This is a genomic window from Variovorax durovernensis, from assembly GCF_977011995.1.
Genome location: NZ_CDRNCW010000003.1, coordinates 291,418 through 308,877, shown reverse-complemented (window position 1 = coordinate 308,877; position 17,460 = coordinate 291,418). Strand labels below are relative to the sequence as shown.

17 protein-coding genes and 13 tRNA genes are annotated in these 17,460 nt (G+C 61.0%); 3 read left to right on the top strand and 27 right to left on the bottom strand.

The annotated features are described in order from the left end of the window. Positions 1-3: 3 nt before the first annotated feature. Both ACWV14_RS38765 and ACWV14_RS38760 read left to right on the top strand, forming a co-directional pair. The gene (locus ACWV14_RS38765) at positions 4-645 is read left to right on the top strand and encodes a response regulator transcription factor (RefSeq protein ID WP_298705685.1); all 642 of its coding nucleotides are present in this window, start codon (positions 4-6) and stop codon (positions 643-645) included. Beyond that, a complete protein-coding gene (locus ACWV14_RS38760) occupies positions 629-1,078 on the top strand; it encodes a hypothetical protein (RefSeq protein ID WP_454909846.1) in 450 nt (149 codons plus the stop codon). Before ACWV14_RS38765 ends, ACWV14_RS38760 begins: the two co-directional genes overlap by 17 nt. Before the next feature lie 67 nt (positions 1,079-1,145). Here the strand turns inward: ACWV14_RS38760 and istB are convergent, their stop codons facing one another. The 19 genes from istB to ACWV14_RS38665 all read right to left on the bottom strand — a co-directional run bounded on the left by istB (position 1,146) and on the right by ACWV14_RS38665 (position 10,577). After that, positions 1,146-1,949, bottom strand: a complete 804-nt coding sequence (gene istB / locus ACWV14_RS38755) for an IS21-like element helper ATPase IstB (protein ID WP_454901618.1) — start codon at positions 1,947-1,949, stop codon at positions 1,146-1,148. Continuing rightward, positions 1,939-3,528, bottom strand: a complete 1,590-nt coding sequence (istA, locus tag ACWV14_RS38750) for an IS21 family transposase (protein WP_454901620.1) — start codon at positions 3,526-3,528, stop codon at positions 1,939-1,941. The genes istB and istA overlap by 11 nt, the downstream gene beginning before the upstream one ends. Before the next feature lie 174 nt (positions 3,529-3,702). After that, positions 3,703-5,646: an integrase gene (locus ACWV14_RS38745; RefSeq protein WP_454909845.1), complete on the bottom strand. Its 1,944-nt coding sequence runs from the start codon at positions 5,644-5,646 to the stop codon at positions 3,703-3,705. Further along, a complete protein-coding gene (locus ACWV14_RS38740; protein ID WP_454909844.1) occupies positions 5,636-7,279 on the bottom strand; it encodes a hypothetical protein in 1,644 nt (547 codons plus the stop codon). The genes ACWV14_RS38745 and ACWV14_RS38740 overlap by 11 nt, the downstream gene beginning before the upstream one ends. Positions 7,280-7,478: 199 nt before the next feature. Continuing rightward, complete coding sequence (locus ACWV14_RS38735; RefSeq protein ID WP_454909843.1) at positions 7,479-8,621, bottom strand: tyrosine-type recombinase/integrase; 1,143 nt, start codon at positions 8,619-8,621, stop codon at positions 7,479-7,481. A gap of 14 nt (positions 8,622-8,635) precedes the next feature. After that, positions 8,636-8,935, bottom strand: coding sequence for a hypothetical protein (locus tag ACWV14_RS38730; RefSeq protein ID WP_454909842.1), 300 nt, complete (start codon positions 8,933-8,935; stop codon positions 8,636-8,638). A 157-nt stretch (positions 8,936-9,092) separates the two neighbouring features. Continuing rightward, positions 9,093-9,182: transfer RNA gene (locus tag ACWV14_RS38725), tRNA-Ser, on the bottom strand. 11 nt (positions 9,183-9,193) lie between these two features. Continuing rightward, positions 9,194-9,283, bottom strand: a tRNA-Ser gene (locus tag ACWV14_RS38720). 7 nt (positions 9,284-9,290) lie between these two features. Next, positions 9,291-9,366, bottom strand: a tRNA-Phe gene (locus tag ACWV14_RS38715). Positions 9,367-9,373: 7 nt separating this feature from the next. Then, positions 9,374-9,448: transfer RNA gene (locus tag ACWV14_RS38710), tRNA-Asp, on the bottom strand. A gap of 9 nt (positions 9,449-9,457) precedes the next feature. Next, positions 9,458-9,533: transfer RNA gene (locus ACWV14_RS38705), tRNA-Ala, on the bottom strand. A gap of 16 nt (positions 9,534-9,549) precedes the next feature. Next, positions 9,550-9,638, bottom strand: a tRNA-Ser gene (locus tag ACWV14_RS38700). Between the two features lie 94 nt (positions 9,639-9,732). Then, a tRNA-Pro gene (locus ACWV14_RS38695) sits at positions 9,733-9,809 on the bottom strand. 16 nt (positions 9,810-9,825) lie between these two features. Beyond that, positions 9,826-9,902 (bottom strand) — tRNA-Gln (locus ACWV14_RS38690). Between the two features lie 6 nt (positions 9,903-9,908). Next, positions 9,909-9,987: transfer RNA gene (locus tag ACWV14_RS38685), tRNA-Met, on the bottom strand. Between the two features lie 104 nt (positions 9,988-10,091). Continuing rightward, positions 10,092-10,168 (bottom strand) — tRNA-Thr (locus tag ACWV14_RS38680). Positions 10,169-10,177: 9 nt separating this feature from the next. Next, positions 10,178-10,253: transfer RNA gene (locus ACWV14_RS38675), tRNA-Trp, on the bottom strand. 10 nt (positions 10,254-10,263) lie between these two features. Continuing rightward, positions 10,264-10,348: transfer RNA gene (locus ACWV14_RS38670), tRNA-Leu, on the bottom strand. Positions 10,349-10,498: 150 nt separating this feature from the next. Then, positions 10,499-10,577 (bottom strand) — tRNA-Gly (locus tag ACWV14_RS38665). Between the two features lie 625 nt (positions 10,578-11,202). Here ACWV14_RS38665 and ACWV14_RS38660 point away from each other — a divergent pair. Beyond that, on the top strand, positions 11,203-11,577 hold the full coding sequence (locus tag ACWV14_RS38660; protein WP_075123338.1) for a hypothetical protein: 375 nt from the start codon (positions 11,203-11,205) through the stop codon (positions 11,575-11,577). 8 nt (positions 11,578-11,585) lie between these two features. On the opposite strand, the gene ACWV14_RS38655 is transcribed toward ACWV14_RS38660, so the two are convergent. The 8 genes from ACWV14_RS38655 to ACWV14_RS38620 form a co-directional block, all read right to left on the bottom strand. Beyond that, on the bottom strand, positions 11,586-12,236 hold the full coding sequence (locus ACWV14_RS38655) for a DUF6988 family protein (protein WP_454909841.1): 651 nt from the start codon (positions 12,234-12,236) through the stop codon (positions 11,586-11,588). A gap of 206 nt (positions 12,237-12,442) precedes the next feature. After that, positions 12,443-13,225, bottom strand: coding sequence for a hypothetical protein (locus ACWV14_RS38650; RefSeq protein WP_454909840.1), 783 nt, complete (start codon positions 13,223-13,225; stop codon positions 12,443-12,445). A 45-nt stretch (positions 13,226-13,270) separates the two neighbouring features. Continuing rightward, positions 13,271-13,852 (bottom strand): hypothetical protein, encoded by a 582-nt coding sequence (locus ACWV14_RS38645; protein WP_454909839.1) that lies wholly within the window; start codon positions 13,850-13,852, stop codon positions 13,271-13,273. 39 nt (positions 13,853-13,891) lie between these two features. Further along, positions 13,892-14,767 (bottom strand): hypothetical protein, encoded by an 876-nt coding sequence (locus ACWV14_RS38640; protein ID WP_298705638.1) that lies wholly within the window; start codon positions 14,765-14,767, stop codon positions 13,892-13,894. A gap of 25 nt (positions 14,768-14,792) precedes the next feature. Continuing rightward, positions 14,793-15,476 carry a hypothetical protein gene (locus tag ACWV14_RS38635; RefSeq protein ID WP_454909838.1) on the bottom strand — a complete coding sequence of 228 codons (684 nt, stop codon included), beginning with the start codon at positions 15,474-15,476 and terminating at the stop codon, positions 14,793-14,795. Positions 15,477-15,491: 15 nt separating this feature from the next. Next, positions 15,492-16,187 (bottom strand): hypothetical protein, encoded by a 696-nt coding sequence (locus tag ACWV14_RS38630; protein WP_454909837.1) that lies wholly within the window; start codon positions 16,185-16,187, stop codon positions 15,492-15,494. A gap of 25 nt (positions 16,188-16,212) precedes the next feature. Next, positions 16,213-16,944: a hypothetical protein gene (locus ACWV14_RS38625; protein ID WP_298705629.1), complete on the bottom strand. Its 732-nt coding sequence runs from the start codon at positions 16,942-16,944 to the stop codon at positions 16,213-16,215. 3 nt (positions 16,945-16,947) lie between these two features. Then, the gene (locus ACWV14_RS38620; RefSeq protein WP_454909836.1) at positions 16,948-17,454 is read right to left on the bottom strand and encodes a hypothetical protein; all 507 of its coding nucleotides are present in this window, start codon (positions 17,452-17,454) and stop codon (positions 16,948-16,950) included. Between the last annotated feature and the right edge of the window lie 6 nt (positions 17,455-17,460).

Here is a 17,460-nt window from a genome sequence, read left to right as displayed (position 1 = left end):
TTTATGGATATTTTGTTTGTTGAAGACCAGCCGGTGGTGTCAGAACCTACCGCACAGAAGTTCCGCCTCACGCCTGGAATCGGGCATATTGAGATTTGCAATACGGCTGAATCGACTTTGCAAACATTGCACGAGGAACCTGATCGGTGGGGGATCATCTTCCTCGACCTGGATGTGCCGGGCGCCGTGGGGCTTTCGCTCGCGATGGAGATCAAGAAGCTCGGCAAGGCTGCGATCACCTGCGTCGTGACGGGCACGTTTCGCACTGACTACATCTCGCAGGTAAAGGCTGAAGGTTTCCGTGGCTACATCCTCAAGTCCAGTGAGATTCGCGAGCTCGAGAGCAACCTGGCAAAGGTCATCGCTGGCGAGTCGGTTTTCCCTGATGAAAACCTCTTGCCGCATGGCTCCGATGTGGTGCGACTCACCACTCATCAACGGGAGTGTCTGCAGCTTGTTGGCGAGGGGCTTACGACAAAGGAAATTGCACGAATAAGGAAAGTGCATCCGGCGACGATCAACTACCACGTCGATTCCGCTGTGACTGCTCTTAATGCAGTTTCGCGACATCAGGCCGTTCACATTGCCGTGCAGTTGGGCATCATTTCCCTAAATTTTGCTCCGAAGCATGACGTCGCTCAGTAGTTTGGGGCCGACCTCGCCCGAGGAGATTCAAGCCTCCATTCGGTCGACCGAAAGTCAGGGAGCGATCTCCCGTTCGCTCATCAATGTGACGCCGGCGCACCGGCATCTGGCCAGGCGGCAGTTCCTCGTTCAGCAGATCGCCTACTGGATCACCGTCATTGGCCTCCTCGTAGCTGAAGCGAGTGCGCCAATTCTGGGCACGGAGAAAACTTGGGTCTGGCTCGCGGTCTCGTTCACCACCTGGGCTGTACGAATCGTACTTTTCATGCCGTTGTCGAGGCTTCCTCCGGCCGTGGTGAAGAAGTCGCTGGTGCTCAAGCTCATCCCGCTGGCCATCATCGGTATCGCGTGTTCCTACTGGATTTGGACCATCTCGCTTTTCGCCGGTCCGACGTTGACGGTGCGCGAGTTGTTCATGTGCATCGGCTGTTGAGTTCCATGGAATCCTGACCCGCGATTTCCATCGAATATTGACCCACCCTCTTTGCGAGCCAGCCGGCTCACGGTGTGGATAAGTTCTTGGCTTTCTCCTTTTTAGGTTGGACTGCTTGAACGGGTTGAGCCGAGCTGTGCTTGAAGCGGAAGCTGTCGTTTCCGGTCTCCAGAATATGGCAGTGATGCGTGAGCCGGTCCAGCAACGCCGTCGTCATCTTCGCGTCGCCGAAGACGCTGGCCCACTCGCTGAAGCTCAAGTTGGTTGTGATCACCACGCTCGTGCGTTCGTAGAGTTTGGACAGCAGATGGAACAACAGCGCGCCACCTGATGCGCTGAACGGCAGGTAGCCCAGTTCATCGAGCACCACCATGTCCGCGTACATCAGTCGGTGCGCGATGTGGCCGGGATTGCCACTGGCCTTCTCTTGCTCGAGTGCGTTGACCAGTTCTACCGTCGAGAAGAAGCGCACCCGGCGGTGTTGGTGCTCGATGGCCTGCACGCCCAGCGCCGTGGCGATGTGGGTCTTGCCGGTGCCCGGACCGCCCACGAGCACCACGTTCTGCGCATCGTCCATGAACTCGCATCGGTGTAGCTGACGCACCAGCGCCTCGTTGACCTCGCTGTTGGCGAAGTCGAAGCCAGCGAGATCGCGATAGGCTGGGAAGCGAGCGAGCTTCAACTGGTAGGCCACCGAGCGTACCTCCCGCTCGGCTGTCTCTGCCTTTAGCAACTGCGAGAGCATCGGTTGGGCCGCCTCGAAGGCCGGCGATCCCTGCTCGGCCAGCTCCGCGACGGCCTGGGCCATGCCGTGCATCTTGAGTTCGCGCAGCATGATCACGATGGCGCCGCTGGCAGGGTCATGTCGCATGGCGCACCTCCTGGCTACTCGACTTGGAGTTCAGCGGCCCGCGCAGGCCGCCAGCAGCGCTGGCACGCCCCCGGAGCGTGTCGTAGCGCAGCACATCGGCCTTCGGCTCGTTCATCAGGCGCAGTGCCTGCGGTGCCGTGACAGGCGCCGGCGCAATGGGCTTGGCATCGAGCAGTCGGTGCAGCACATTCAGCACATGAGTCTTGCTGGCCACGCCGGCTTCCAGCGCCAGTTCGACCGCGGTCAGCACTGCCTGCTCGTCGTGGTGCAGCACCAGCGCCAGGATCTCCACCATCTCGCGGTCTCCGCCTGGCTGCTTCAGCAGCGCGGCCTGCAGCCGCCGGAAGCCCTGCGGCAGCTCGCTGAAGGGCGCTCCGTTCCTGAGCGCTCCTGGCTTGCGTTGCAGCACTGCCAGGTAGTGCCTCCAGTCGTAGACGGTCTGACCTGCGGTGTCGTGGCGACGGTCAATGATGCGCGTGTGCTCGCACACGATCTGGCCCTCGGCCGCCACGACGAGGCGTTCGGCGTACACGCGCAGGCTCACTGGCCGGTTCGCGTAGGAGGCCGGAACGCTGTAACGGTTGCGCTCGAAGTGCACCAGGCAGGTGGGCGAGACGCGCTTGGTGTGTTCCACGAAACCATCGAAGGGTCTGGGGATCTGCAACAGTAGTGGCCGTTCCTGCGCCCAGACATCGGCTACGGTCCCTGGCAGCTTGCCGTGGACGATCTCGCCCCACAGCGCCTTGCAGCGGTCCTCCAGCCAGTCGTTGAGCAGCGCCAGCGTGGCGAACGCCGGCACAGGTTGCCACAACCGGTGGCGCGCATCACGCACGTTCTTCTCGACCTGGCCCTTCTCCCAGCCCGAGGCCGGGTTGCAGAACTCGGCCTCGAACAGGTAGTGACTGACCATGGCGCTGAAGCGCGCGTTGATGTCGCGCTCCTTGCCGCGGCGTACCTTGTCCACGGCGGTCTTCATGTTGTCGTAGATGCCGCGCCGAGGCACGCCCCCGAGTACCTCGAAGGCCCGGTTGTGCGCATCGAACAGCATCTCGTGGGTCTGCAACAGGTAGGCGCGCACGATGAACGCACGGCTGTGGCTGAGCTTGAAGTGCGCCACCTGCAGCTTGGTGCGTTCACCAGCGATGACGGCCCAGTCCTCGCTCCAGTCGAACTGGAATGCCTCGCCGGGACCGAAGGCCAGAGGCACGAAGGTGCCGCGCCCGGTCGTCTGCTGGACCTCGTGGAGATGCGCATGCCACGCTCGTGCAAAGGCCGCCACGCGGTTGTAGGAGCCCTGGTAGCCCAGCGCCACCAGATCGGCGTGCATCTGCTTGAGCGTGCGCCGCTGCTTGCGTGACTTAGACGCCTCGCTCTTGAGCCAGCCGCCGAGCTTCTCGGCGAACGCGTCGAGCTTGCTCGGGCTGATGCGCTTCGCGTAGCTGGGCGCCGCCTCGCCCTCGCGAAGGTACTTGCGGATGGTGTTGCGAGACAAGCCCGTGCGCCGGGCTATCTCTCGGATGGACAGTTGCTCTCGCAGTGCCCAACGCCTGATGACACTCAGTGTCGCCACGTCAATCACTCCTGTGCTCCTGCTGCTAAAAGCAGCAGGTTAGGGTTATCACGTGGGTCAGATTTAGATGGAAATCACCGGGCCAAGTGGGTCACTTCTGGATGGAAATCAACACCTTATTTCTCGGGCGCCTGGTTTCGACGACCGAAGAACGCTCCACGCTGCGCTTCTTTGCTGCCGTATTCACAACACCCGCCCCTCCACAGCGGTTGCTGTGCTACTTGCCATCGGCATGTTCACGCCCAGCTCGAACAGCGTCTGTTCCGATCGGGATATTTCTCGCTTCGCTCGATGAATGACGCCGGGACCGCAATCCGTAACGGTAGCGAGCTTAAGATTCTCAACGTGTATCCGCTGCCATGTTCCAGCGTGCGTCTGATCAATCACTCCACTTGAGCAATCAGTGCACCGCGATGCTTCATATATGCCCTCACCAACACAGCCCCGCTGCTCGGCGAGACACCAGGAATGGCCGGTGCTGCGGATGGTAACTGTCTGAGCCGTGTGCAGCAGCAAAGCAGACTTGTTCTCAACGGGGATGGCCCGGGTCTGCATGATCTTCTTACCAGCGCCACCGCTAAGGGTGGTATCGGGGTCGAGCCAACTCTCCATGACCTCTCCCTGGGCCAGGACGAATTCTTCCCACATCTCGTCGTAGAGGCTTTTATCCTGTCTTGGGTTCGATGCGTAGAGCTGGGTCCATCCCACGCTAGCGTGCTTCAGTTGCCACCGCAAGAAGACCAGCGCTGTCCGCCCTAGCCGGCTGTTTGCCACAGTCCACGCGAAGGTGCGCCGACACTGATGGTTGCTGAGCTTCCAGTTCACCCCAGATGCCTTCGCCAACCGCACCATTGCTTCTCTGCATGCCTTGCTCGACATGACCGTGATCTGCATCGACCCGCCCGAATTGTCGTCACCATACGCAGATGCGCCAAGGAAGATGTTGTCGACGCTTGCCCTCGCAGTAGAAAGTCGCTGGATACAGTCGACTCGAGTCATACCGTTCATTAGTATCGCGTCGACAACATCGTTCTCGGACGCCTCCGCGAGAACTTTTTCCAACCACTCGATCTCGCGTCGCAATCTTTGCTGTAGTGGGGCGGCGTAACGCTGAGCGAGCTTCAGTGCCTCTATCGCCTCAGGCGGCACTAGGAACTCAACGTGGCCCTTCTTTGTCTTGTGATCGATTGTTGCCACCCAGTGGAAGGTGACTCCGTCTATGACTTCTGTTCGCCACGCGTTGTTCTTCACTCCAGTAGCCTCGACATTGCGCATACCGCTGGTGATCTGCAACAGATACAACACGGCGTCGCGTACCGCCGTCAGTCCCGCAGACTGCCTCCCGGTCAACGACGGGTCTCGAAGATCGAGCAAATTGCTTGCGTTCTTCAATTGCTCTTCTGCATGGGCAAACAGCTTCGCTTGTATGGAAGGCGGGATGACGGGCGTCTTGCCTATCCGGCCGGCATCATCTCTATCGCCGGCGCCGCGGCTACACAGATCATCGAAACTCTGCCCGCTCCACGGATCCGCACGCATCGTCGATTCCACCTCGTCTCGGAACGTCCAGACGAGGTCAATCACCTCAAGCTGGCTACGAATCGTGCTACGGGCAAGGGTTCTTTCTAGGATCGACAGGTGGTCGCTGAGATGGATCGCGCGGACCGCACCGAATTCTTCGACGCCGACAGATGCAAGGTGACGCAATGTCGGTATGCAGCTGCGACAAATACCTAGAAGGGTTGTGGCGACAGGAGGTGACTTGTTCTCTCGGCCCTGCCGAAACCAGATATACAACGCGTCCTTTGCGCCATCCAGAAGCTTCCTCGGCACATCAACCGGCCACCGGACAGCGGTCCAGCTTGCCGCAGTATTTTGAGTTGCAATCTCGCTCGCGAGTCTCCATTCTTCGTCACCAAGGCGGCTAACCACGTGCTCTCGACCTTGGTCATCCACCACCGCGCTAACCACAATGCGATCTCGTTCCACGCGGGACAGGCCAATCAAGCTTTTGGGCTGCATCGCGAGTAGCTCATTGGCACGAGCCGCTGCGATCTGCGGCGGCCTCGACGCGCGCTTCGTTTCCCGCATGGTTGTCTTGACGACTTGCAGCTTCTTACCTGCCATCGCGTTGTGTCCCCTCGTCACCATCTAGTTCGGATTGCCCGCGCCGAATGCGCGCTCGCTCGATCTGATATGCCCAGAATGGGTGCAGAGTGTGCGAGGCTCTGGCCTTGGCATCACCAGCCAACTTCGCCCCGAAAGCGCGCGGCGGAAACTCATCGATGAAGGGGATCGCCCGTTCATAGAGATCCCGAAGGCGCTGCTTATGCGGATCGCTGGAGGTCTCGATTGCATTCAAGTGCCCCAACTCTTCTTTCGCGAATATCTGATAGCTGTAGAGGCGCCAAAGGTCGTCAGGTTCGCCCACCACTGCAAAGCTGGGGCAGAACAGGCACATGACGAACATGTCGCAATGGTTGCTCCCATCGTTTGGTGCGAGTGCACCGTGCAGCGTGTTCTGGCAGGCTGAGACAGGCGTATTGACGACCTTGCCAGGCTCTCCTTCTTTCGTGGCACTTTCTTCGTGAATCGCAATGGCCCTGGTCTGTGTCCCATCGCTGCGCAAGCGCACGGTTAGCTCTTGGCCTATGAACCGGGCGCCGTCCGTCTTGAGTTGCTCGTCGATCGTCATGTAGTTGAGATCGGCGACCCTCGGGGTATTTCCGAGCAGGTTCGCCACAACGACGATGTCGCCGTCGCTTATCCGAAACGCACGCTTGCCGAACGACTTTCTCAGACGGCTCGAGTTGACGCGCAGTGGCAGGCCGTCATCGCCGAGCAATTTGTGTCGTCTGATCATGTTTTCCGCTGCCTTGCTTATCGTCGCGAGTGACAGGCATTTAACCTCTCCACGTGTGTAGTTCTGCGTCGATCTATAAAGCCAGACTCGCGACCTGATCCGCGCAGGCGCATCGTTGACCAGGTCAACGGTGTCGGCCAAGGTGCGCTGGATGACCGCCGCTTCGGCAAGTGCGAAAATCAGATCATCGCCCTCGTCGCTATCTGATTCAGCCGCAGCGATAACGCCCTTGACCATCCGATCGAGGACTTTTCGGCCACGATGTTTTACCGTGCGCATGCGCATGGTTCCTGGCAACAGCCCGGGCAGGAGTGCATCGCGGCTCATCTCCAGCAACGGGGTGACGTTGGCGCCCGAGCGCGTTGCAACAATCAGGTAGCGGTTCGCCACCACTTCCGATGGGTTCAGTGTCAGGCGGCCATGGTGACAGTCGACGAGGTCTGCCTTCAGGGCGCCCACGAGCCGCGCAAGCTCGGGGTCGCTATAGGATGTGTGACGGCTGCCTTTCATCCCATGTCGATTCTGCAAATTTCGTACAGGGAAATAACGTTTCGGCTCACCCCGAACTAGCCCTAGTTCAAACATCTTCGTCAGAACGGCCTTCAACTGGTTGCGCCGGTTGCGCGGCCAGTCGATAGCCCAACCGTTGGCTTGGCCATAGGTCACCAGCCAAACGGTGTACTGGGCAACATGAATTGCTGACACCGCCGCTGGTGAACTAACAAAAGGTTGAGGACGCCCCTCTGTCAAATATCTGAAGAACACCTTCATGCCGTCGCCATACCCGGCTATCGAACTGGTGGACCGTGCACGCGATCGGAGGAAATTCAGCAACACATCTATCGTTGCCCACACCCAGTCGTCGATGCCAAGACCTATACAGTCGCGGAAGTCCACTGACCTTGCTTCTCCGGATATTCGGCCGTTCGAGCCAAGAACCTCCGAAAAAATGATCTTTGCTTCACGGTCCGAGACTGTTTGCGCAGCGTCAGTGCCAATCACCTTGTCCGGGCTCCCGCGGTCAGCCGACGTACGTGTCCGAGGGGGAGATCGATAGTCTTTCTTTTTTGGCAAGCGACGTTTCCAAGGGTTCTTTTTAGGGCAGGGCAGCCCCGAAGATCTGATCGAACTCGTCCGACATCGCCAACGCCACGGCTCCAGTGAGGCGCTCAATCTGCTTGAGATAAGTCATAGTGGTTTGCACGGACTCATGACCAAGCCGATCGCGCACGTATAGCAGCGGTTCTCCTTGGTATTCCTTGGAGAGCCGTAGCCGGATCAGCGTATGAATAGCGTAGCTGTGGCGCAGCATCAATGCCGCTACGCGGAATCCCGTCTTCTTTGCCAAATCCCGGCAGAAGTCCCCGACAGCATCCTTGCTGAAAGGCCGGCCGTTGACCGTGAGGACAAGTGCTTGATGCGTAATGTCTGAACAGCTGGCGAGGCGATTCCGTTCAAAAAGCGTGTACTGGTGAAGACTCTCCATGAGGGAGAAAGGTATGTGCACGATCCGCGACTTCTTGAACTTGATCTCCATGTCTTTCGGATCAAGCCTCACCTCAATCATGGTTCCAGGCCTGCATCCCTTGCGCATGGCCGGGTTGAAGACGTACTTCAAGGGAAAAGTTCTGGCCTCACATGATCGAAGGCCGACTCGCACCATCAGATCGAATAGCAGCGCCCTTGACGGCGAGGTGCACGACAAACGCGCAACCTTGATCTCATCGGCGCTCAAAAATGCCGGCTCTTCTTCCCACTCGTCTTGAAGAATATCGAGCTTGCTGACGACCTTGCTTCCACCATCCAAATGCTTCAGATCGTGATCGATTCCAAGCACACGCAAGTCGTCGTAGCCGAACGGAAGCTTGTCAATTCGCCCCTCATTCCTTGCCCATTCATAGAACTTGGCGACAAAGCGGAGCCGGGCATTTACAGTCTTTGGATTGAGCTCCAAGTCCCCTGTAGACCAATCTCGATAACGTACGACGACCCCTTCTCCCGGCGCATCAAACGGTTGATCCCAGACCAACTCGTTTGCATGCAGGTAACTGGCGAAGTCCCAAAGGCGACGACCGTATGTATCCCACGTTTTCTCGTCCAATTTTTTTCCACGCGCGAGCAGCGTGTGATGCAAGAAATCGTGAAAGGGCTGTGCTGGCCGCATGTCCTCGCCGAGGATCAGCGGAAATCCCGGACGTGGCCGACCAGCGTAGACGTACTCGGGTGTGGTGAAGACCAAGCGCAAAGATGCCCTTACAGATCGCTCTTTTTGAGTAGCTTGACCGCTTGGACAAAGGGAATTCGCCAGAGGTGCATGACAAGATCGACAGCACCTCCTCCGCCTTTGCGAACTCGAGTGTCGAACCACTTCGGGCCAGACAATAGGAGTTCCCACTCGCCGCCTGCGGCATGGACGTGTACCAGCACGGTGGAGGTCGCCGACACGGGCTTGAAGGAATGATCGACCTTCACATAGTCGGCGACGTGGCGTAGCACCAGAGATGCCTCCAGCGCCCGCCAACGTTCCAGCGTCGAGTTATCCACAGCCCGCATCCTCCCCCGCGCCCCCTCCTGCTACTCGTCTCTATGAGACGGGAAATTCAAAATACAAGTCACCTGTCGATCTTACTCACAATACTTGCCCATCAGATCAGCGCCCATAGGCCACTCGGGCACCCATCCTGATCTGGTTGGCAAGGCCGATCTGCGGCCGAGAGACTGGGATTCGAACCCAGGCACCACATCGCTGCAGCACATCGCGTTTCCAACGCGAGCCGTTAGGCCACTCCGGCACCTCTCGTTGTTCAATGGTGGTGGAAGGTGCGTGGAATCGAACCCGCGTGCCCCGTGAGGGACTGATGCTTTCAAGGCACCCGGCTTTGGCCTCTCGCCCAACCTTCCGTGATCCTGGTGCCGAGGAAAGGACTCGAACCTTTCACACGCTGATCTTCAATCAACTGCTCTACCAGATGAGCTACCTCGGCGAAGAAGTGGCGCCCCGTAGGGGAATCGAACCCCTGTTTGCTCATAGACAGTGAGCCATTCTGGCCATTGAAATAACGGAGCTGGTGATGGTGGTGGAGATGGACGGGATCGAACCGTCGACAGTCCGCTTGCAGGGCGGGCGCTCTCCCGGCTGAGCTACATCCCCAGGGAGAAAAACAATATGGCGGATCGTGCTGGATTCGAACCAGCGGGCCACTTTCGCAGCCACGGCTTAGCAAGCCGCTGTCTTGGGCCTCTCGACCAACGATCCAGGATATTTCCGGTTACGAGGCTCCGGCGTCTCTCTATCTTTGAGACCGATTTCCGCAAGAAGGCGACTCGCGTCGCTTGTCCTCGCTCCTTGTTGGTCCGTGCTGCAGGGTTCGAACCTGCGACCCCCTGGTCCCAAACCAGATGCGCTGCCAGACTGCGCCAAGCACGGGTGGACGATGAATGAATGGCAGACGCTCAAGGATTCGAACCTTGGAATGCTGGGATCAAAACCCAGTGCCGTAGACCGCTTGGCTAAGCGCCTTCATTCTGGTTGCGCGGGCAAGATTTGAACTTGCGATCTCGAGCGTATGAAACTCGCGGGGACAACCAGGCTCCCCTACCGCGCAAAAAACTGGAGTCCCGTATGGGGCTCGAACCCACCTGCGCAGGGTGAAGACCTGCTGACCTCACCCGAAGTCGAACGGGACAAAAAAAGGTGAAAAGTAGTGTGTGGTGCCCAAGGTCTCGATTCGAACGGACGACCATTTCCTTACAGGGGAACTGCTCTGGCCTCTGAGCTACAAGGGCGTGAAATGATGGCGAGCGCCGAAGGAGTCGAACCTTCAACCGCCGGTTTTGGAGACCGGTGTTCTGCCAGTTGAACTAGGCACTCGAGAAGCTGGTGGTCCCCCAAGCAAGCCTCGAACTTGCACGACTTTCGTCGCCGGATTCTGAGTCCGGTGCGTCTACCAATTCCGCCATCGGGGGGAGATCCATTTCGGTTGTGTCTTTGCGCGATTCGAGTGCTTGCGCACTCACGTCGACATCGCTGCACATTGGTTGGGTCCAGACCAAGCACATCCCACCAGGCCGCCGACGCGGTTGGCCACTGGTGGTGCTGCAAAGGCACACCCGAAATGGAGCAGCGCGGTGGGATTCGAACCCACGGGCCTCAACGTTGGCGACGTTGCGCTCTACCAGGCTGAGCTACGGCTGCATGATTTGCGAATCGCCGATCCCACCAGTGAGGGACGCGACTCGCGGCAAATTTTTAAGGATCACGCACCGGCGCCACTCGGCGGGTGAGTTCACGGCAGCGCGATCACTGCAGTGGCGTCTGGCAGCAAGCGCCATTCGCGGTTGTTGTGTGCGGAACGAGATCTGCACGGAAAAACAAAAAGGCCCGGAATCCACTTGGGAAACCGGGCCTCTGGTGAGAGAGCTTGGAAGGTACGCGCCTACGCGCTACCTCCACCCGGGGGCGGCTGATCCTCATACTGCCCAAGCCACAAGGCGGCCGGGGACGAAGGCATGGAGCTCCGCTGCGAGTTCATCTTGGATGACGTCAGACTGCGACCACCACAAAACGCGACGCGCACGAACACCCGGCCCGATGCGGGTCGAATGTTCAATGTGTTCATGTTTGCTTTCACGGTGTGTCCAGTGCGGTGCGAGTTCTAGATGTGTCGAAAGGGTTGAAGCGGGACGAAGCAATTTCGTCGATGGATGTACTGTAAACTGGCTTTACTAAACCGCGCAAGGTTTTTTTTGCAGCAGTTGTTTTTTTCTTCAACGTGATGCAAACGACTGGTCGCGATCGAATGCCTCTCACCTCTTGAACCATGTCACTTTCAACAGTCCGTCGTAGCAACGCGCTCATCCTCTTTGGCGAGTTCGTCGCGGCACATGCCGCTCACGGAGCTGAGCCGATCGGATTGGCTGCGAAGTTCGCAGAGTCGCTGCAGATCTCGGCCAGCATGTGGAGTCAGATCAAGAAGGATCGGGTGATCTCTGACAAGCTCGCGCGCCAGATTGAATCCCTGAAGGGGAAGCCGCCTCATTGGCTCGATGTGGCCCAGGGGGCGGAGCCGCTACCTGATCCGGGAGAGGAGCGGTTCATCGAACTGGCGCGCAAGGCCTATCGATCGCGAAACGCACGAGGAAAGCGAGCGCTGAGAACGTTGCTTCTTGAGCAGTTGGAGACGCCCGAGGACTGATCGGCGCATCAGTACGAGGACAGGATCGGTGTGAGGCAGTCCTCGAAGCCAACGTGCACCCTGTTCATTCTTGTCGTCAGCAGGCGGTCACCTGAAAGGATCGCGAGCGTCATGGCGTTGATGGTGACCAACCCATTGGAGCATTCGACGATCTGCCGAATCAATTCGATTGGGTAGCCATCCTGGTGGCGGCGCAGCGCATGGATGCCGCCATGGACAAAGGAATTGAGCGCATGCCGCTGCATATCATTGAAGCGGCCCAGCATTGCCGCAGGGGCGGCAGCGGCCGGCGCGGAAGCCTTCTGCAGCTGCTTGATCATCTCGCTGGCCGCGGGCAGCTTCCTCGCTGCTTCGTCGGACTCGAGCGTCAGGGGAGCCGCTGCCAACGAGACGGCCGCGTCGCTCGCGGCGAACAAGATCCACACCGCCCGTGTGGTAGCTTCAAACTGCAGTCTCATGACCGGGACGGCAGAAGAGAGATGCCCGCCGGCGACGAGCAAGCGCAGTGCTCGGGCATGGTCGATGGAGAGCGATGCGGCCGTGGCGCTCAGCCCGAGGCGTGGCGCGTCATCGAAGGACGGGTACCTTTCGGGCTCGAGCAATTGGACGATGGCGTCGTCCAATTCGTCGGACCTTCTGAGGATGCGTTCGATGGGCATTTGGTGATGGGCGAAGTGTGGCGATTGGCGAATATTGCCCGAGTTCCGTCGTCCAACCTAGGCGTCACGCCGTGTCGCGCCCCGACCTCGACTCCGCCAACTCGGCCGAGCGCAAGCGCCAGATGACCGGCGAATGCTGCAAAGCGCTTGGAACGGGTGCGCTGCCCGGGCGGGTCCTGAACGATGCCTGGCGCGGTGACGGCCGATCAGCCTGCAGGGCGCGCCCAGGCTTCGTCGAGCGCCACCGCACGCTGCGTCAAGGTGTCGAGCAAGCCTTCACCGAAATGCTTCTGCTGCAGCAGCTGAGCCGCGGCGCCTCGTTCAAGCGGTGAAGTGGAAACCGTGTCGCCAATGACATAGGCCAAGGCGGTGCCATTGGCTATTGCCTCTTCCAGCTCGGGGAGGTTGTCCATTTCGTGCCCAGCTGCGGTCAATACTTCGACCATCATGACACTTCGACTGTAGGCCGCAGGCAACTCGGCATCGGGCTGCACCTGTCGGCGTGCGGTGCTGCGCTCCATTGCTTCTTCCACGCGGGTTTTGACGGCGGCCAGCAGGCCTTCGAGCGTCGGCGCGGCGATGAATCGATCGGACTCGCTTAGCAAGAGGCTATGGTGGCGCCCGAGCGTATTGGGTCCCTGGTCGACCCAGATGGTGGATCGCCATTCCTTCTCTCCTTCCCGAAACGTGCGCGAGCCGATCTGCACTTCCGGGGGGAAGACGCGGATCTCGACGCCGACCTGGTTCGGGTCATTCTGGTCGTGCACAGCGCGACGGATGCCGACCGACAGGCCATTCCGCACGCTCATGGGCGTGGAGTTGCCGAACCAGGTCAGGTCTGAAGGGGTGATCAGGTCGCGAAGATGGCCGTAGGGCGCCGGTAGTTCGGTGGCCATGCCGTTCAGGGCGCTGGCCCAGCTGTAAGCGAGAGCGAGGAACTGCATGTCGTCGGCAACGACGGTTGGTGATGCGGGTGCAGGGGTGGTCATGATCTGAAGGGGGCAGGTAGGTCGCAGGAGGATGTGCACAGGGCGTCACGGTGCATCTGCGGGTGCGTCGTGATGCAGGTCGAGCAGGGCGGCGTAGGGATTCGGAAGGCTGCCTCTTTCGAGCGCAGCATTGAGCGTGGTGGGGAGCTCGTCGAACTCGGTTTCATAGAGCATCGCGGCCACGATTTCGACTGCTGCTGGCAAGCACAGGTCGCGCAGCACCTCTGCATGCGCAGCCGCTGCTGTTGCTTTGTCAGTGGTCCCCAGCGATGCACCAGCGGCAACAAACGCGGCAGCTGAAAGAATCTGGTCGATCGACAGGCCTGCGCACATCGCCAGCAACTCGTCGTCCGAAGCGAAGGCGCAGCCGTGATATCCGTCGCGCACTGCCTCGTGCACGAATCCGTCGCCTGACGCGGACGCACGATCGGTGCCCAATGCTTCGAGTAAGGCGTCCCGGGTTGAGTCAGCCAAGTAGCTGGCGTGGTCGGTGCGAGCCGAAGCCAGCATCGGTCCGGCGTCGACGAAGAGCTTCTGGTAGCGGGGCGTGCCGGCTGCTGGCGCAGCGGTCCCGAGGATGGCGCACACAGCGTCGACGAGAGCTTGGGTTTGTTGGGATGGAGTCATGGTGCTGGGTGGTCGGGAAAGGCGAGGCAGCAGCGAAGGTCAACCTCGCGGCGCGTCGGGTTGGTCCGGAGCCTGGGGTTCGTATCGGCTGTTCGAGAGGGCGACGAACTCCTTGCGCACGCGGTCGGTTTGCTGGATCAGCTTCTCGGTCAGCGCTACGTAGTCGCTGCCATCGGGCGCGCGATGGTCGGCGCCACCGCCGCCAAGTGCTTGTTCGTGGCGGTCGATGGTGTTGCGGATCTCGCCGATCGCGTCGATCGCGCGTTCGGCCGCGCCGTAGCCTGGCAACGGGTAGAGCACGAGCTCGTCGCCGGCTACCTCGCGGGCAAGTAGCACCGTCAAGCGCGCGATGCGCTCCCGGCGGGCCAGGTCGATGTCAAGGCCGACCAGGTCGACGCTCACCCGGGTGACCGCGTCTCTGGTCGTCTCGCCGGCGCCAATCGTGGCGATCGACATGCATTCGCGCGTCGTCAGGTCCTCCATGGGCCAGCCGCGCGCGCCGGGCGGCAGCACGATGTCGTCGAGCAGGAGGGCGGCGCGCGCGGCGCGGGCTTTGTACTCGGGGAGTAGACCTGGGGGACCTTCGAGCATCGTGAAGTAGCGCTCATCGGCGTCACCCGTGTCCTGGTCCTCCAGGGTTGCCTCGAAGGGGGTGGCAGCGAGTTCGCCCACCGCGAGCACGACCGGCTCGAAGATCTCGCTGCGAAAATTCCACGAGGCGTTGACTTCTACCGACACGATGATCAAGCCGCTCAGGCTGTCCAGGGCGATCATCTTCGAGGCCGTTGGGTCCTCGGTCACTCTCAGGGTGGTTCCTGCCTCGTCTAGCAGAGGACGGAGCGCCTGCTCAACCATCGCGCGCGTCACACCGGCGCGCACTGCTACTTCGAAGCTCACACGTGCGTCGTATCCCATATCAAATCCTTCTCTGGTTGCTGATTCAGCCGCGCGGCGAGTCGCTGGCCGCGGGCTCATCGGCCTCGGCTACGTCGCCGAGGGCTTGAATTTCAAGAGGCCCATGCCCGCCGATCACCCGGGCAAGCACAACCGCCAGGCGCGTGATCTGGCCGCGCTCGCGTTCGCTCAGCGGCAGGCCGGCCAGATCGACACTGATGCGCGGCCGCTGCAAGTTGTCGGCGCCGTTGCGCATCAGGATCTCGAAGCCGGCGGGCATCCCTGCATCCATGCCGGGGCCGCGCGATCCTGGCGGCGCCGAGACCTCGGCCAACCACTCGCGGATGCTCCGCGTGGCGGCCTGGCTGCGGAATTCCTCCACCTGATCGGCAGGGCCGGACACCAAGCGGTGGAGGCGCTCGTCGTCGCTCGACGTGCTTTCGTTGATGAGCAGAGCTTCAAAGGCCTCGGCCGCCAGGTTGCCGATGGCCTTGATGAGTGGGTCGAAGATCTCATGGGCAAAGCTGTTCGGGCAGGAGCCGGTCACCTGCAGGACGAAATGGGCGTCGTAGGGGTCGAAGGCAACCCCGGTTTCGTGAAGATCCGAGTCGTTGGGCTTGAGCGAGTCCCCGCGCCAGTCAAGAAAGGGGCGGCAGGCTTCTCGAACCTGTTCGTTGGTGGTGTCGGGGCGCAGGCGCACCTCGACGCGGCAGTAGGCGTTGAATGACATGGGGTGTCCTTGCGCTCAGGCCCGAGGGGAGGAGGAGGTCTCATCGGATTCGATCGGCCCTGGGAAGAGAGCTGCGATGGATTCACCCATGAAGTGGCGAAAGTCCTCGGTCTCGTGGCCGGATGCTTCGTCGATACCTCGCATGCCGTCGAGAACCGCTCGGGCCTCCCATTCAGTGAGCGCTCGTTCACTGCGCTCGAGCACGTCTTCGACGGTCCAGGCCAGTGTGGTTCGGGTTTCGCAGAACACGCCCACGGCCTTGAGCAGCTGATCGCGAAGGCTTGCGTCGTTGGTGAGCGAAGCGGCTTCCATCGCGACGGACAGTAGCTGGCGAACAGGGCCGATCTGAGGCATCAACGTGCCTTCGCCACCTGTGAGGTTGATCACTGGCGGCGCATCCTCGGCCAGATCGCAGTCTGTGACCGTGACTGCGAATGGCTGCGCGACGAGCGCACCCAGGGAGCGCACCACCGGGTCCAGCGCGATCAGCTCAAAGCTTGCGTGAACCGGCATGCTGTGGAAGAGATGGAGCCGGTCCCCGTCGGCGTCGAGCCAGGCGTGGGCGGCGTGCGCGGAGCGACCGAGTGCGGATGCGGGCGGCGACTCGTCGAGAAGTGGGAACACGGGCCTGATCGCGTCCGCGAGCTGCTCGCGTGTGACATCTGGGCGCAGCAGCACCACAAGCGAGAAATGGGCGTGAAAGGTTTTCATTGCGGACTTTTGAAGGGATGGACTTCTAAGGTTGTGGAGCCGCGATCTCGCACGGTGCTTTCTCAGCGCGGGCGATCAGGGACATCTCACGCGCGAGTTCGATGCATTGAATGGCGCGCTCCCGGTCTTCCTCGAGCTGGGCCGGAGTCAGGCCGGCGCGAACGGCTTCGCGGATCAGGTCCTCACGCATGACCGGGTAGCCACCGCTGAGGTCGGCATGGCCGCGCCAGTCGAAGGTGGCGCTGGCAGTGCGCACGAACGGGGCCCGTGCACCGGCGGGGACGACCAGCATGCCGCCCACGGCCTCGTACAGCGCAAGCGCCATGCCCCAGGCGCCGGACCGGGCGAAGTGCTGCGCGGCGCCTGGCCATTCGTCCAGAGCAGCGCGAAGGTTGGGCACGAACCCTTCGCGCGCGATGTTCGGGTCGATCACCGAGACCTGGTTGGGGCGCAGGGCGATCCAGACGCGGGACGCTGGCATGTAGATGCCGTCGAAGCCTTGGGCCTCTATCGCCGCCGGAGACTGGTCGACCTGGTCTCGGTACGGCACGTCATCGCCATAGGTGATGCTCGTCCATGGGTTGCTGATGTCCAGAGCAGCGGCGATGACCCTCGGAGCACCCGCCTTTCGGATGCCAGAGAACGAAGCAGCCAGCCTGTAACTTTCGGCAAAGAAGAGGCCGCGCTCGTTGGGCGCAAAGGCCTCGAAGCAGGCCTCGGTGCCGTGGTAGACGATACGGGGGGGCAGCGTCGCCATGGGTCAGCCGCGCGGCGCGGCCTCACTGGCGGCGCTTTCCTCCGGGGCTTCCTCCAGCGCTTCGTGGGGCGCAGGGAGCGGTGCCGGCGCAGGAGCGCTGCAGATGGCGTTGACGAGCGCTACGGCGCGCTCGGTCGGGGTGGCGCCGCAGATCTCGATGTCCGGATACCGGGCGGCGAGCAGCGTTTCCACCGCGGCTGCGAGCTGGGGCTCGTCCAGGTTGAAGCGGGCGCAGTTGCCCTGCAAGGCAATGAGGGCGTTGCCCGGCTTCATGCGACGGGCCGCCTGCAGGACATCCCCGGCCTTGTCGGCGAGGACGGCCTGCATCAGCTCGTCGACGGTGTGATCCACGCGGCCGAGGAACAGGTTGTCCTTGCCGTTGAATTTCCGATGAAAGGAACGCGCGGCTGTGGCGAGCGACTTGCCCTTGAAGAGATCCTGGGTCATGTACTCGATGGAGAACGTCGACACAGGGCGGGCGGATGATTCGCAGGTGGATGGGCTGGTCATGGGATT